General features: G+C 49.6%; 14 protein-coding genes and 3 tRNA genes. 1 reads left to right on the forward strand and 16 read right to left on the reverse strand.

From position 1 onward, the window contains the following. Nucleotides 1-75: 75 nt before the first annotated feature. A complete protein-coding gene (gene plsX / locus BQ5809_RS03440) occupies nucleotides 76-1,128 on the forward strand; it encodes a phosphate acyltransferase PlsX (RefSeq protein WP_003785217.1) in 1,053 nt (350 codons plus the stop codon). 59 nt (nucleotides 1,129-1,187) lie between these two features. Here the strand turns inward: plsX and trhP are convergent, their stop codons facing one another. The 16 genes from trhP to trpA all read right to left on the reverse strand — a co-directional run bounded on the left by trhP (nucleotide 1,188) and on the right by trpA (nucleotide 13,946). Beyond that, the gene (gene trhP, locus BQ5809_RS03445) at nucleotides 1,188-2,558 is read right to left on the reverse strand and encodes a prephenate-dependent tRNA uridine(34) hydroxylase TrhP (protein WP_003785219.1); all 1,371 of its coding nucleotides are present in this window, start codon (nucleotides 2,556-2,558) and stop codon (nucleotides 1,188-1,190) included. 109 nt (nucleotides 2,559-2,667) lie between these two features. Beyond that, nucleotides 2,668-3,669 carry a TraB/GumN family protein gene (locus tag BQ5809_RS03450; protein WP_003785221.1) on the reverse strand — a complete coding sequence of 334 codons (1,002 nt, stop codon included), beginning with the start codon at nucleotides 3,667-3,669 and terminating at the stop codon, nucleotides 2,668-2,670. A gap of 136 nt (nucleotides 3,670-3,805) precedes the next feature. Next, nucleotides 3,806-5,179 (reverse strand): DHA2 family efflux MFS transporter permease subunit, encoded by a 1,374-nt coding sequence (locus BQ5809_RS03455; RefSeq protein WP_032827579.1) that lies wholly within the window; start codon nucleotides 5,177-5,179, stop codon nucleotides 3,806-3,808. 3 nt (nucleotides 5,180-5,182) lie between these two features. After that, a complete protein-coding gene (gene recO, locus BQ5809_RS03460) occupies nucleotides 5,183-5,911 on the reverse strand; it encodes a DNA repair protein RecO (RefSeq protein WP_003785223.1) in 729 nt (242 codons plus the stop codon). A 74-nt stretch (nucleotides 5,912-5,985) separates the two neighbouring features. Further along, nucleotides 5,986-6,471 (reverse strand): TlpA disulfide reductase family protein, encoded by a 486-nt coding sequence (locus BQ5809_RS03465; RefSeq protein WP_003785224.1) that lies wholly within the window; start codon nucleotides 6,469-6,471, stop codon nucleotides 5,986-5,988. Between the two features lie 185 nt (nucleotides 6,472-6,656). Further along, a complete protein-coding gene (lolD, locus tag BQ5809_RS03470) occupies nucleotides 6,657-7,343 on the reverse strand; it encodes a lipoprotein-releasing ABC transporter ATP-binding protein LolD (RefSeq protein WP_003785225.1) in 687 nt (228 codons plus the stop codon). Then, nucleotides 7,336-8,592 (reverse strand): lipoprotein-releasing ABC transporter permease subunit, encoded by a 1,257-nt coding sequence (locus tag BQ5809_RS03475; RefSeq protein ID WP_032827580.1) that lies wholly within the window; start codon nucleotides 8,590-8,592, stop codon nucleotides 7,336-7,338. The genes lolD and BQ5809_RS03475 overlap by 8 nt, the downstream gene beginning before the upstream one ends. Before the next feature lie 326 nt (nucleotides 8,593-8,918). Then, entirely contained in the window at nucleotides 8,919-9,557 is a 639-nt protein-coding gene (locus BQ5809_RS03480) for an HI_0552 family protein (protein WP_003785227.1), read from the reverse strand. 52 nt (nucleotides 9,558-9,609) lie between these two features. Then, complete coding sequence (locus BQ5809_RS03485) at nucleotides 9,610-9,867, reverse strand: hypothetical protein (protein ID WP_003785228.1); 258 nt, start codon at nucleotides 9,865-9,867, stop codon at nucleotides 9,610-9,612. 21 nt (nucleotides 9,868-9,888) lie between these two features. Then, complete coding sequence (locus BQ5809_RS03490; RefSeq protein WP_003785229.1) at nucleotides 9,889-10,626, reverse strand: Rossmann-fold NAD(P)-binding domain-containing protein; 738 nt, start codon at nucleotides 10,624-10,626, stop codon at nucleotides 9,889-9,891. Nucleotides 10,627-10,690: 64 nt separating this feature from the next. Further along, nucleotides 10,691-10,767, reverse strand: a tRNA-His gene (locus tag BQ5809_RS03495). A 26-nt stretch (nucleotides 10,768-10,793) separates the two neighbouring features. After that, nucleotides 10,794-10,870, reverse strand: a tRNA-Arg gene (locus BQ5809_RS03500). Nucleotides 10,871-10,901: 31 nt separating this feature from the next. Continuing rightward, a tRNA-Pro gene (locus BQ5809_RS03505) sits at nucleotides 10,902-10,979 on the reverse strand. Nucleotides 10,980-11,106: 127 nt separating this feature from the next. After that, nucleotides 11,107-12,339: a sugar transferase gene (locus BQ5809_RS03510; RefSeq protein WP_003785230.1), complete on the reverse strand. Its 1,233-nt coding sequence runs from the start codon at nucleotides 12,337-12,339 to the stop codon at nucleotides 11,107-11,109. Further along, on the reverse strand, nucleotides 12,336-13,160 hold the full coding sequence (locus BQ5809_RS03515; protein ID WP_003785232.1) for a glycosyltransferase family 2 protein: 825 nt from the start codon (nucleotides 13,158-13,160) through the stop codon (nucleotides 12,336-12,338). Before BQ5809_RS03515 ends, BQ5809_RS03510 begins: the two co-directional genes overlap by 4 nt. A gap of 3 nt (nucleotides 13,161-13,163) precedes the next feature. After that, entirely contained in the window at nucleotides 13,164-13,946 is a 783-nt protein-coding gene (gene trpA / locus BQ5809_RS03520; protein WP_003785234.1) for a tryptophan synthase subunit alpha, read from the reverse strand. Nucleotides 13,947-14,046: the final 100 nt, after the last annotated feature.

Raw genomic sequence — 14,046 nt, forward strand, 5'->3', positions numbered from 1 at the left:
GATAAGCAGGCAGCCTGCACATAAATTGGGTGCAGGCTGCTTTGTTTACAGCAATCGGAAATAGATTGGAACAAGATGATTACTTTGTCGGTTGATGCGATGGGGGGCGACATTGGGCTGGCGGTTACTGTGCCTGCTGCGGTGTCGTTTTTGGCAAAAGAGCCGAATGTGCGTTTGATGATGGTGGGCGATGAAACTTTATTGCGTGATGCGTTGCAGGCTACTTCTGCGCCGATGCAGCGAATTGAAATCGTCCACGCCAGCGAAGTCGTGGGCATGGACGAAGCACCACAACACGCTTTAAAGCATAAAAAACAATCGTCTATGCGTTTGGCGATTGAGCAAGTGAAATCGGGCAACGCACAAGCTGCGGTGTCGGCAGGCAATACGGGCGCATTAATGGCAACGGCGCGTTTTGTGCTGAAAACTTTGCCACACGTGGACAGACCTGCGATTGCGAAATTCTTGCCTGCCCAAGACGGCAAAGTAACGCTGATGCTGGATTTGGGCGCAAACGTGGATTGCACTGCAGAGCAGTTGGTGCAATTTGCGGTATTGGGTAGCGAGCTGGTGGCTGCGTTGTATCCCGACAAAAAAACGCCGCGCGTGGGCTTATTGAACATTGGCACGGAAGACATCAAAGGCACGGAAGTGGTCAAACAAACCTTTGGCTTGTTGCGCGAAAGCAGCCTGCACTTTGTGGGCAATGTGGAAAGCAATGCGATTTTTGGTGGCGAAGTAGATGTGGTGGTGGCAGACGGTTTTGTCGGCAATGTGGTATTGAAAACGATTGAAGGCGCGGTCAAATTTATGGGCAGCGCAATCAAAGAAGAGTTTAACCGCAATGTGTTTACCAAAATGGGTGCATTGGGCGCGTTACCTGCGCTCAACGGCTTTAAAAAGCGGCTAGACCCACGCCGTTTTAATGGTGCGATTTTCTTGGGATTGCGTGGCGTGGTTATCAAAAGTCATGGTGGCACGGATGCGGTGGGCTTTGAATACGCGCTTGCCGAAGCCTATCACGAAGCGCAAGCCGATAGCTTGGCAAAAATAGAACAAGGCGTGTCGGCGGCGTTGCTTGCCTTGGAAGAAAAGCGTTTGATAGGGCAAACAGGGAGTTTGCATTAAAAGGGCGTAAAAAAGCAGCCTGCATTTTTGTTTACGAAAAGTGCAGGCTGCTTTCTTATTTACGCGGTTGGCGCATCGTTCTGAATCACACGCGCCACCAGTGCTTTATCGCGCCCTTGCATATTCGGGATTTGCACCTGAATGCCGTTGCCTGCCGCCACGTCCACAAACTCGCCTTTGCGTTTCATTTGTGCCAACGTGATTAACTGGTTGCCAGTCGGGTGGATAATTTCCAGCAAATCGCCGACAGAAAATTTATTTTTCACGTCAATCGTTGCCCAACCGTCTGCGTCAATCGCGCTGATTTGTCCGACAAATTGTGATTGTTTGGCAATGGAATGTCCGTACAAATAATTTTGATATTCTTGTGTTTGATGGCGTTCCAAAAAGCCTGATGTGTAGCCACGATTTGCCAAGCCTTCCAATTCCGCCAACAAGCCGTAATCAAATGGTTTGCCTGCAACCGCGTCATCAATTGCTTTGCGGTACGCCTGCGCCACTCGTGCAACGTAGTAAACCGATTTTGTACGCCCTTCTACTTTCAGGCTGTCTACACCGATTTCCGCCAATTTCGCCACTTGCTCAATCGCGCGTAAGTCTTTGGAATTCATGATGTATGTGCCGTGTTCGTCTTCCATGATTGGCATCATCTCACCTGGGCGATTGGATTCTTCAATCAGGAAAACTTTGTTGGCGGCTGGGTGGCGTTGTTGTCCGTTGATGCCTTCAAAAGCAGAATTGGCTTCTTCTTGCGCGGAATTGAAATTGAAACCTTGCAATAATTTTGCGTCGCCCATTTCGTCTTCCACCGCGTCATGAACCTTGTAATCCCAACGGCAAGAATTGGTGCAAGTGCCTTGATTTGGGTCGCGGTGGTTGAAATAACCTGATAATAAACAACGTCCTGAATACGCAATACACAATGCGCCATGTACGAATACTTCCAATTCAATATCGGGGCATTCTTGGCGGATTTCGGCGATTTCGTCCATGCTCAATTCGCGCGACAAAATAATGCGTTCTACGCCCATTTTTTGCCAGAATTTCACGCCCCAATAGTTGGTGGTGTTGGCTTGCACGGATAAATGGATAGGCATGTCTGGGTATTTTTCGCGCACTTCCATGATTAAACCGGGGTCAGCCATAATCAGCGCATCGGGTTTCATGGCGATTAGGGGTTCCATGTCGCTGTGGAAGGTTTTGAGTTTGCTGTTGTGCGGCAAGGTATTTACGGTCAAAAAGAATTTTTTGTTGCGCTCGTGCGCTTCAGTAATGCCTTGGCGCAACACGTCTAATTTGGCAAATTCGTTGTTGCGGGCGCGAAGTGAGTAGCGTGGTGAACCTGCGTAAACGGCGTCTGCGCCAAAATCAAAAGCAGCGCGCATGCGTTCTAAGCCACCTGCTGGGAGTAATAATTCTGGAGATTTCATGTGATGTGTTCTTTCAAAAGGAAGCAGCCTGCACCAGTTGCAGGCTGCTTGTTTAATTGGGCTGCATTATCGTTTTTTTTGCGATTTAGGTCAAACAGATAACTTGAATTTATGGTTTATACGGCTCAACCGTGTAACCTTGTTGGCGCAACAGGGCAATCACGCCTTTTTCGCCAAACAAATGCGCCGCACCCACCGCAACCAAAGTCGGTTTTTGCGCCAAATATTGCGATAACTTGGGAATCCAGTTGGCATTGCGTTGATACAAAATTTGCCCATCAACAATTTTGCCGATAATGGCGTGGTCTTGCGGGTCTATGTCTTCCAAAATGGCTGCACCGTGGCTGGCTTGCCATAAATCGGCAACATTGCGTTGCTCGTAATCGCGCAACAATTTGGCTTGCATGGCAATGGCTTTGTTGCGGTTGGCAAGATAGCTGTCGATGCCGCGAATGGCAACATCATCGGGCAGTTGGCTTAACATTTGATACGGTTCTAGCAATTCCAATCCCAATACAGGCTTGTTTTGCGCTTGCGCTGATTTTGCCAACAACATATCGATGCCGTGATTAAAATCGTAGCCAGCAGGCGTGTCGGCATAACCCAAATGAAACCAAATTGCCCACGGTGCAAGGCTAATCGGTGCATCGGGCTGGGCAAACAGTTGAGCAAATTCGGGCATGACGGATTGGACGAACACTTGTTGTACAGGGGCGATGCGTTTTTTGCCAATGGTGCTGTTGAGCGATTTTTCTACCATTAAAGTTGCCATTAGCTGCATGGCGATATTGGGATTTTTTTCTAAATATTCGGGTGCAACGGCTTCGGTTTCCAGCACCAACTGCTGACTTTGTTGCAACGCGGTTTGGAAATCGGCTGGCAACTGGCTGTTGGTTTTGCCGATATGTACCGTGCCAATGAGTACGCTATTGGGCTGACCTGTTTTGCTAATCTGCCAAATCAGCGATTGGGTGTTGTCGCGAGCAGCCTGCACTTGGGCGGTGGCAACGCTATCGGAAGCAGCCTGCACTTTTTGTGTGGGTTCGGCTTGGGTGCAGGCGGTTGTCATCAATAGGGCAAAGGGGAATAGCCATTTGAATAGGTTGGTCATATTTAAGTCCTTTGGGTTGATAAACGTGTCAGAAAAATAGTCGTAAGTCGGGCTGGCAGCCCGACAAATCTGTGAATATTGTGAAATGTGTCGGGCAAGCCTGCCCGACCTACGGTCATTTTACAGGAAGTCTTAATCAACGCACCAAATTACTGCCATCGCGCCAATGCAATCGCAAAAACGTGAGCGATGACAACAGCGTCATGCTGCTAATCGCCCAAAATGTGTAGCGAAAGGCGGTATGCAGGCTACTTGGGTTGTGTTGCGCGAAAAATTGTAGCCATGCCGCGCCAATCGCTGTGCCAAAGCTAATCGCAAGCTGTTGGTTTACGGTCATCAGACTGCTGCCGCTGCCTGCTTGCTGTGGGCGCAAATCTGCCAGCGTGAGCGTGTTCATAGACGTAAATTGTATGGAATTGCACGCGCCCAGTAGCAATAAAATCGGCAACAAATGCCACAGCGGTGCATGGGCATCGGGAATGGTCAGCGCAAGGGTTAGCAAGCCAATTAGGCAGGTGTTGATGGCGAGTGTGCGTCTGTATCCCAAGCGCGTGATAATCGGTTTAATCGTGGGTTTGACCATGATGGACGCGGCGGCAAGTGGCGCAAGCACCCAGCCTGCTTGGCTTGGACTGCGCCCCAATCCCAGTTGCACTAATAGCGGTAGCAAAAACGGCAAGCAGCTCATGCCCAATCTGCAAAATAAATTGCCGATTAAACCGAGCCGAAAGGTGCGAACCGACAGCAGTTGTAGGTTGTATAAGGGCGATGGGTGTTGCTTGGCGTGTTGCCAATAGCCAAACCACGCGCACAGTGAGAATAGGGCGGTTAAGCTGCTAAACCAAGCAGCCTGCGCGTGTTGTGCGGTTTCTACGGCAAAACTCAATCCCAATGCGCCGCCGCCAAATAGCAAAAAGCCGAGTAAATCAAACGGTTGATTTTGTTCTTTTTTGAAATTGGGCATGATGCGAATGGCGGTAGCAATCGCGATAAAGCCAAAGGGTAGGTTAATCAGAAAAATCCAATGCCATGTGGCGTATTCCACTAAATAACTGCCAACAATTGGGCCTATGATTGGGCCGATTAGTGCAGGCATGACGATGTAATTCATCACGTTGATTAGGCGACTTTTGTCATAGGCTTGCATGACAACCATGCGTGGCGTGGGGGCTAACATTGCGCCGCCCATGCCTTGTACTACTCGCGCAAACACTAACATCGGCAGGCTGCTTGCGACTGCACACAACAGCGAGCCTGCCATAAACACGCTCATGGCGGCGATGAACACGCGCTTTGTGCCATAGCGGTCGGACAGCCAGCCGCTCAATGGCATAATCAACGCCAAAGTGAGCGAATAGGCAATCACGGCAGCCTGCATTTGTAACGGCGATTGGTTTAAATCTTGCGCCATGCTGGGCAATGCGGTATTCAAGATGGTGGAATCCAGCATTTGCATAAAAATCGCCAAGGTAAGCAGCAGGGGCAAAAAGCGTGAAGGTTGTGTGGACATGGCTTATAGACTGTTTTTTAGTTGCGCCAGTTGTTGTAACACTTGGCGGCTGGCGATGTGTGGTACATGGTGTTGAATCAACACGCGATTCAATGCCAACGCGCTGTTGAGTTGATTGGGTTGCAGGCTGCTTTGTTGCAATGCGTGCAACACGTTGCCTTGTATCAAACACGAATCGGGCGACAACACGGCTTGACTGGGTTCTATGGCTTGTGCTGCGTGTTCGGCGCGTAGCAAATAATAGGCATCGGCAATAATTGCGTTGCCGTGCTGGTCGGTTTGCGTGTCGGGCGCGTAACCCAAAGCGTTGAGCAGTTGCCATTCAAAATAACGCAAAGCTGCGGTGTGCGATGTGGCTTGGGCGATTTGCTGCATAAGTTGTTGCAAGGCTTGATAAATGGCGGGATTTGGGTCTTCTCGCACCGTGAGTTTTAGCACCAATTCGTTGGCATACATTGCGCTAAACAAGGCACGGTTTTTCGGTTGCGCCCAGCCGCCCAACCATTCGGCGCGGTGTATGGTTTTGAGCTCTTCTTTGCCAAACCACGACACGCTAATTGGCACAAACGGCACAAGTACGCCACGCAATTCCGAGCCGCGAGTACGCGCACTTCGCGCCAACAAAGCCACGCGCCCGTAGTTTTGGCTGAATACTTCTAGCCACAAACTGGTTTCGCGCCATGGTTTGCTGCTCAATACAAAAACGGGTTGATGATTGATGCGTTGTTTCATACAAAAAATCTATGAAAGCAGCCTGCATTTTTCTGTGAATAAAATGTGCAGGCTGCTTTGCTATATTGATACGATTACTTCAATCCACATTTAGACTTAACCGCCGCCACCGCGCTATCCAATTTCGCTTCGGTCAATTCGCCTAACACGGCTTGCTGTTGGTTGCAGCTTGGCGCACGAATCACGGTATAAGGCAACGCGCCCACTTGGTTGCCAAACGATTTCATCATCGCGCGGCTGTTGTTGCCCGTGTATCGCCAAATGGGATACGACACAGGCGTGCTTTTCAAAAATTGCGCGATGTTGGCGGTTTCGTCCATGGCAATACCTACCATTTGCACGTTTTGGCGTTTACCTTTTTGCGTGTACCAACGGCTCATGGCAGGCATTTCTTTGCGACACGGGCCGCACCAAGTCGCCCACAAATTGATGATTTGCACAGGGGCTTTGGCGTTTAGCTCTTGCGGTTTGTTGCTGCCGTGTAGCACAAATTCCGAAGCAGCCTGCACAGGTGTGACAACGGCAAAGAGTAGGGCGGTTAAAATAGCGGTTGTTTTCATGGTGCTTTCCTTTTGGGTTACAAAGAGTTTAGTGTAGTAGGTCAATACAATCGTTCAAAATGACAGCAACGGTTGAATAACTGCTAATCCGTTCCCTCTCCTTTGGGGAAGGGGATTAAATGGCAGGCTATTCAAAAATTCACAATAAATTTGTGTAGATACCTACGGCTGTGAAGTCAATCTCATCACGCGCCAAACGGCACAAGTCGACCATCTTGCATGGTAAGCGTGCGATTAAAGCGCGTTGCCAATTCATCATCGTGCGTGACCACCACCAAAGCGGTGTTCAATTCTGCCTGTAATTCCAATATCATCTCCAACACATGACGCGCGTTATTTCGGTCTAAATTGCCAGTCGGTTCGTCTGCCAACAAACATTGCGGACGTTTCACCAAAGCACGCGCAATCGCGGCACGTTGGCGTTCTCCGCCCGATAATTCGGCTGGGCGGTGCATCATGCGTTGCCCCAAACCGACTTTTTCCAACATCAAAGCAGCCTGCACTTCGGCTTCATCGCGTTTCATTTTGCCTATTAACAACGGCATCATCACGTTTTCCAACGCGCTAAATTCTGCCAACAAATGATGAAATTGGTACACAAATCCCAAATATTGATTACGCAGGCTGCCCAGTTGCGTTTGGTTGAGCGCAGACAAATCTTGCCCCATTAGCGAGATTTTGCCCGATGTTGGCTTGTCCAATCCGCCCAAAATGTGCAGCAACGTGGATTTGCCGCTGCCCGATGCGCCAATAATGCTGACGCTTTCGCCTGCTTGAATTTGCAAAGTCAAATCGCGCAACACTTCAACGTGCAGGCTGCCATCTTGATAAGTTTTGGCGACTTGTTGGCAATCAATCACACTATTATTCATAACGCAAAGCCTCCGCAGGTTGGGTGCGAGACGCGCTCCAACTTGGATAAAGAGTTGCCAATAAAGACAAAATCAACGAAATAGACACCACGCCAATCACATCGCTGGTTTGAATGTCGCTGGGCAAATAGTTAATAAAATACACTTGGGACGACACAAATTGTACGCCAAACCATTGTTCAATTTGCGCGATGATTGCGCCGATTTTCCATGCTAACAGCAAGCCCAGCACCAAACCTGTGAGCGTTCCCAATACGCCTGATACCATGCCTTGCACCACAAAAATCTTCATCACACCGCGTGGCGACAAGCCCAAAGTTCGCAAAATGGCGATGTCGGATTGCTTTTCGTTTACCGCCATCACCAAAGACGACACCAAATTGAACACTGCTACCACAATAATGCAAGTCAGCAGCAACGTGAGCATGCGTTTTTCCATTTCTACGGCGTTGAAATAGCTGCGATTGTTGTCCGTCCAGTTTTGTGTCCACAAGTTTGTGCGTTCGCTTTCGGGCAACAAAGTTTGCATAACTGCTGGCGCATTTTGCGGGTCGGCTAATTTTAGGCGCAGACCAATCATCGCATCGTCTAGGCGATACAGTTTTTGCGCGTCTGCCAAATGAATCAAAGCCATGCTGTTGTCGGCTTCGTCCACGCCTGTTTTGACAATGCCCACCACGCTAAATTGCTTCAAACGTGGCACAACGCCTGCTGGGGTAACATTGCCTTCGGGCGTGATAACGGTTACTTTGCCGCCCACTTCCGCGCCCAAAATTTGTGCCAAACCAGAACCCAAAATAATGCTGAATTCGTCCGCTTTTAAGTCCTCAAAACTGCCTGCGCTCATTTTGTTGGCAAAATCTACTACGCTTTTTTCTTGTTCGGGCAAGATACCGCGTAGCTGTATGCCGCGCACTTCGCCCGAATTGGCGATTAAGCCTTGCCCTGCTACATAGGGCGCGGTTGCCAATACTTGTGGCTTGCCTGCAAATTTTTGTTGCAGCGATTGCCAAGTTTGTGTGGCGTTTTTGCCTGTCACGATGTGTCCGACTTCGGCGTGTGGCGCGATGTTGAGCAGTTGCCCACGAATTTCTTTTTGAAAGCCGTTCACGACCGACAGCACCACAATCAGGGCAATCACGCCCAATGCGATGCCAACAATCGACATAACGGAAATAAACGACATGAATCCGCTGCGCTTTTTGGCGCGTAGATAGCGCAATCCAATCCAAGTTTCTAGTGAAACCATGTGCAGGCTGCCTTTTTTGGTTGAAATCTTCGTACAATCTGAAATTGCCGTCATTCTCGCGTAGGCGAGAATCCATTTAACTTATTCAGTTATTGGATTTATTTTCTGTTATAGTGAATTAAATTTAAATTAGTACAGTGTTGCCAACTCCCTTATGTACTAGATGTACACGGCGGTCGTTGTCGCCTTGTCCTAATCTAAATTTAATCCACTATACTTAAATATCACGTTGGATTCCTGCCTACGCAGGAATGACGAATAGATAAGATTGACAAAGTTTTTAAGTTGATAAAAAAATAGCGCGTATTGTAGCGATTTAGCGCGTTCTAATCAAAACACCGCGCGTAAAGCTGGGCAAGTTGCTGTAAATGTTGCGCCGTCCACGCCACGCAATCGTGCTGTGCCAATTCGTCGCGCGACAAGGTTTTGCCAATGCGATAAAAATCATCGCCTTCGCGCCACGAATAATGTGCAGGCTGCTTTTCGCCCACCAACGGGTGCGTGGCGTATTCGCTGTCTTTGCCGCGCCAAATGTGCCAATCGTGCCAATTTGCGTGTGCTAGTTGCGCCAAATAGCCGTGATATTGCCCAACGGTGCTGTTGGATTTTGCTGCGCGATAGGCATGCCAATCCAAGCTCACAATCAAGTTTTGGCGATTGAGTATCAGCGACAAAATCGGCGCATCGTGTTCATGCCCTGCCAATTTGAAAAACGCAAACAAATGAGCGCGAACTTGCCAACCATTGCACCAGCGTTCAATGTGCGTTGCGCCAATCGGCAAGCCAGATGCTTGCAAAGCAGCCTGCACTTGTTGCACAAACTGTTTCCAATCCGTCCAAGCCACGCGATAGTGCGCTTTGACGGTTTCAATGGAATCGGGCGCAAATTGCTTCATCTGCGCAAATTGGTAAAACGGTTGGTTGAGCGTGTCGCAATGCCACGCGGTTAAAATCGGTTGCTTCATGGGGTTTATCGCCTGTGTCGGTCTTCGTTCATTTGTTGAATGCGAATGTGTTCTACCAAATCGCGGTGTCTATCGGCTTCGGTTTTATCGCCCAGTCAAAGCCCTTTTTCTTGCTGCTGCTACCGCTGCTCGCTAGGGTTGCCCAAAATGGCGGTAAAAACGGCAAAAACAGCCAAATGCTGCCATAAATCAAGCCAACCAACGCCGTAATCAACATAATCGGAATCATGACAACCAGCCACAAACCGACGCACACCACCACGCCGACCACCCAAATCACGCAATGCCAAAAAATTTGCCACCAATCCATGATGCCACTTCTTTTTATGTTTTATGTGGTTGAAATAATTTGCTTGGCAGACGCAGGCGCATTATCCAGCCAAACAGGTGCAGGCTGCCCCAGTTTTTTCGCTTCACGCGCATAAAAATCACGTTTACACAATGCAGGCTGCTCTACGGCATGCACAATACGGCAACCGTTGGACGACAAAGCAGCCTGCACCAATTTTGCCACCGCCGCATCGCGATGAATCATATTGGCAACCGCATTACCGCCCGATAACGGCATTTCGCGCCGCAACAGCGAATACAAAGGATGTCGCTCCGCCGTATACAAGCCGCCCAAACGCACAATATCCACGTTTGTCGCACCGCTGTTCAACAGTAACTGCTCGGCAGCCTGCACTTTTTTGCCCGATTCCGTGCTAGGGGTTGGCACAGTTCGCTCATCGCACACACCTTGTGTCGCGCCAAACACGCCCACGCTGCTGCCATAAATCCAATGTTGCACGCCAACACGCTGACCTCGCTGCACCCACCAAGCCACCGTTGCCGCATAATCCGCCATCGCAGACGGTGGCAACAACAGCACCCAAGTCGTGTAGTTTGCCCAATGCGCTTGCCAAACAGGGCGATTCAAATCCGCTGCGTCCAAAGCAATCGGCAAATTCACATCATCAGAAGTCAGATGCCGTTTGATTGCACCAACCGCAATATTTTGTTGATACAAAGATTCTGCCAACGCACGACCCACAAAGCCCATGCCAATAATCAAAACCGAAATCGCCATTGATTTTCCTGAATGCAAAAATACCGCACTAACAACTGCTAGTGCGGTATAGATATTTAACTAGTGGGGTGGCAGATGGGACTCGAACCCACGACCCTCGGAATCACAATCCGATGCTCTAACCAACTGAGCTACAGCCACCACAAAAACAAAAATGTTGAGTCATTTGGCACGCCCGACAGGAATCGAACCCGTAACCCCCGACTTAGAAGGTCGGTGCTCTATCCAGTTGAGCTACGGGCGCATTATCTGGAACGTATCAAAGTAAGAATAAGTGGTCGGGGCGGTGGGATTCGAACTCACGACCCTCTGCTCCCAAAGCAGATGCGCTAACCGGGCTGCGCTACGCCCCGACTGTTTGCTGGTAGCTGTGAACTACCGAAGAGCCGAACTATACAGATTGGCTCGGTATTCGTCAAACATTTCTTTGCAAGAAAAGACGATAAATTACATTATCTTTTGTTTTGTATGGTGAAAAAGTTATCGTGCGCCAAAGCCTGTCAGAATAATTTTGATGGTTTTGAACACAATTAGCAGGTCTAACGACAGCGAAAAATGTTTGATGTAGTAAAAATCGTGTTCAATTTTGACGCGGGTTTCGTCTTCGTTGCCTGCGTAGCCTTGTGTTACTTGCGCCCAGCCCGATAAACCTGGTTTGACGATGTGGCGATAGTTGTAAAACGCGATGCTTTGTTCAAATTGTTCTACAAAGACTTTTTGCTCGGGGCGCGGCCCGATTAGGCTCATGTCTCCTTTTAAGATATTGAAAAATTGGGGCAATTCGTCTAATCGTGTTTTGCGGATAAAGTGTCCGACTTGGGTAATGCGGCTGTCGCCCACTTGCGCTAGTTTTGCGCCGTCTTTTTCGGAATCTTGGCTCATGCTGCGGAATTTGTAGATACGAAATTCGCGTCCGCCTTGTCCTACGCGGTTTTGGGTAAACAAAACGCTGCCCGAACTTTCCAAGCGAATGGCGATTGCGGTCAGCAGCATGAGTGGCAGGGCAAAGGGTAGGGCGCACAATACGCATACGATGTCGAGCAGGCGTTTGACTAGCATATAGGCTGGCGATGGCAACAGTGAGCCCAAGTCGTTTTCATACATGTGATGAATTTGCACGCGCCCTGTGAGCGATTCTTGGATTTGGCGAATGTTGTACACGGGTATGCCGCGCAGGGTGCAGGCTGCTAAAAATTTTTGCCATTCGGGGGTTAAATCGGGGCTGTGTAAATCGGCAACAACGGATTGCAGGCTGCTTTGTGGCAAAACGGGTTGTTGCAGTTCTATCCAGTTTACATGGGGGATTTGCTGGGCTTGGCTGGCGCGTCCGATTGGAATATAGGCAATGTGTGGAATGTGGCGGTTGCGGCGAATGAAGTCGCCCACAAAAAACGCGGTCGCCAAAATGCCGTTGGTGATGACAAAGCTGTTGGAAAAGGTAACAAAAAACACGGCACTCATGCCAAACACGCTGCTGTATGACAAGCCAACGGCGGGCAAAATGTGCAGCCAGCTTTGTTTGCCAGGGAAATACAGCAGTTTATTGATGGAAATAGCGGCAAGCGTGTAGGCAAGCAGGCTAATCAAATTGCTGTTGATGACTTTGCTGTTGAGCGGATTGATGTCTTTGAAAAATAAATACAATTCTGTGGTGATGGCGGCTAATACAATGCCTGTGAGCAAGCGAATAAAAAGAGAAGGCGTGGGTTTCATGTTCGGCGTAGCCAAGTGTAAAGGTGTTGCAATAAAAAAGTGGGGAGCAGGCGCGGCAAGGTGCGTTGCAGCAGGCAAAATACGGCGGCGAGCGGGGCTTGCAAGCGCAATTGGCGTTTGAGTTGATATAACTGCCATTCGCTTTGGACGTATTGCCAACCGCGGCGGCGTTGCACCATATTTGTGCCTGTTCGCGCGTAAACCAGCACATCGGGCAAATTAGCAGCCTGCACATTTTGCGCCAGCATTCGCAGCCACAAATTGTAGTCTTCCATAAACCAATGATGTTGATAACCGCCTGCTTGCTGCACCGCGCTTTTGCGATAGGCAATAGTCATGTGGTTGAATGGATTGCGTTTTTGTGCGAATTGTTGAATCTGTTGATGGGATTCGGGAACGCGGCGATTGCCGTGTGCTTGTTCGGGCGATTGCGTGAACTCGGCGATTTGTGCGCCCAGTAACGCCACATTGGGGTGCGTGGCTAAATACGCCAGTTGTCGCTCAAAGCGATGCGGCGCGGCAATGTCGTCTGTGTCCATGCGAAACACCCAATCGTGCTGACAATGTGCCAAGCCGTGATTGAGTGCTTTGCCCAAGCCCACATTGTGCGACAAAGGCAATACGCGCAAAGGCAATCGCGTTGCCCAATCGTCCAAAGCAGCCTGCAATTGGGGCGTAATGTTGCCGTCTAACACAATGACAATTTCATCGGCAAGGCAAGTTTGCGTGTGCAGGCTGCTTAAACATTGGTTTAAAAATGCAGGCTGCTCGCGTTCGTATAGCGACATCAAAACCGAAAAGGGAGCGTATTGAGTTGGCATGATTTAAATCGCGGCAACCAATTCGCGCACCAAATCGCCCACGGCTTGCGGTGCGTTGCTGCCGTGTTCTTCAATTTGTTTGACAATGCAACTGCCCACAATAACCGCATCGGCAACTTGGGCGATTTGCGCCGCGCTGTTGGCATCGTGAATACCAAAGCCCACGCCAATCGGAATGTGAATGTGTTGGCGCAATACCGCGATTTTGTCAGCAACGGCTTGCGTGTCTAGCTGCGCTGAACCCGTTACGCCTTTGAGCGAAACATAGTACACAAAACCGCTGGCACGTTTGGCGATTTCTTGCATACGCGCTTCGGTGGTGGTGGGTGCAATCAGGAAAATGCAGTCCACGCCACGCGATTTTAAGGCTTCTTGCAAGGGCGCGATGTGTTCAATCGGGCTATCTACGGTTAGCACACCGTCCACGCCAGCTTCGGCAGCGGCTTGGGCAAAGGCTTCGTAACCCATTTTGTGAATGGGATTTAAGTAGCCCATCAACACCACAGGCGTGTGTTGGTTGCTTTGACGAAATTCGCGCACCACGTTCAAAACATCGTGCAGCGAAACGTGGTTGGCAAGAGCGCGTTCTACGGCGCGTTGAATGGTTGGGCCATCTGCCATGGGGTCGGAAAACGGTACACCCAATTCCAAAATGCTTGCGCCAGCTTGCGCCATGCTGTGCATCAGTTGAACAGTGGTGGCAAGATTGGGGTCGCCCACGGTGATGTAGGGAATCAGGGCTTTGCGCTTGCCCAGTTGAGCAAAAGTTTGTGCGATGCGACTCATGATTGTTCCGTTTGGTTGATTGGAAAGGGTAGGATTATAGCGTGAAAATAGATAGTGAATTCAATTCAAGGCACAATGCTCTTTTGTGTGATTTAGGCAT

This window comes from Kingella kingae ATCC 23330 (assembly GCF_900111845.1).
GTDB classification, from domain to species: domain Bacteria; phylum Pseudomonadota; class Gammaproteobacteria; order Burkholderiales; family Neisseriaceae; genus Kingella; species Kingella kingae.

What these genes read in the sequence shown, in the direction of transcription:
- plsX (WP_003785217.1), top strand. Translation starts at nt 76, where the DNA reads ATGATTACTTTGTCGGTTGATGCGATGGGGGGCGACATTGGGCTGGCG.
- trhP (WP_003785219.1), bottom strand. Translation starts at nt 2,558, where the DNA reads ATGAAATCTCCAGAATTATTACTCCCAGCAGGTGGCTTAGAACGCATG.
- BQ5809_RS03450 (WP_003785221.1), bottom strand. Translation starts at nt 3,669, where the DNA reads ATGACCAACCTATTCAAATGGCTATTCCCCTTTGCCCTATTGATGACA.
- BQ5809_RS03455 (WP_032827579.1), bottom strand. Translation starts at nt 5,179, where the DNA reads ATGTCCACACAACCTTCACGCTTTTTGCCCCTGCTGCTTACCTTGGCG.
- recO (WP_003785223.1), bottom strand. Translation starts at nt 5,911, where the DNA reads ATGAAACAACGCATCAATCATCAACCCGTTTTTGTATTGAGCAGCAAA.
- BQ5809_RS03465 (WP_003785224.1), bottom strand. Translation starts at nt 6,471, where the DNA reads ATGAAAACAACCGCTATTTTAACCGCCCTACTCTTTGCCGTTGTCACA.
- lolD (WP_003785225.1), bottom strand. Translation starts at nt 7,343, where the DNA reads ATGAATAATAGTGTGATTGATTGCCAACAAGTCGCCAAAACTTATCAA.
- BQ5809_RS03475 (WP_032827580.1), bottom strand. Translation starts at nt 8,592, where the DNA reads ATGGTTTCACTAGAAACTTGGATTGGATTGCGCTATCTACGCGCCAAA.
- BQ5809_RS03480 (WP_003785227.1), bottom strand. Translation starts at nt 9,557, where the DNA reads ATGAAGCAACCGATTTTAACCGCGTGGCATTGCGACACGCTCAACCAA.
- BQ5809_RS03485 (WP_003785228.1), bottom strand. Translation starts at nt 9,867, where the DNA reads ATGGATTGGTGGCAAATTTTTTGGCATTGCGTGATTTGGGTGGTCGGC.
- BQ5809_RS03490 (WP_003785229.1), bottom strand. Translation starts at nt 10,626, where the DNA reads ATGGCGATTTCGGTTTTGATTATTGGCATGGGCTTTGTGGGTCGTGCG.
- BQ5809_RS03510 (WP_003785230.1), bottom strand. Translation starts at nt 12,339, where the DNA reads ATGAAACCCACGCCTTCTCTTTTTATTCGCTTGCTCACAGGCATTGTA.
- BQ5809_RS03515 (WP_003785232.1), bottom strand. Translation starts at nt 13,160, where the DNA reads ATGCCAACTCAATACGCTCCCTTTTCGGTTTTGATGTCGCTATACGAA.
- trpA (WP_003785234.1), bottom strand. Translation starts at nt 13,946, where the DNA reads ATGAGTCGCATCGCACAAACTTTTGCTCAACTGGGCAAGCGCAAAGCC.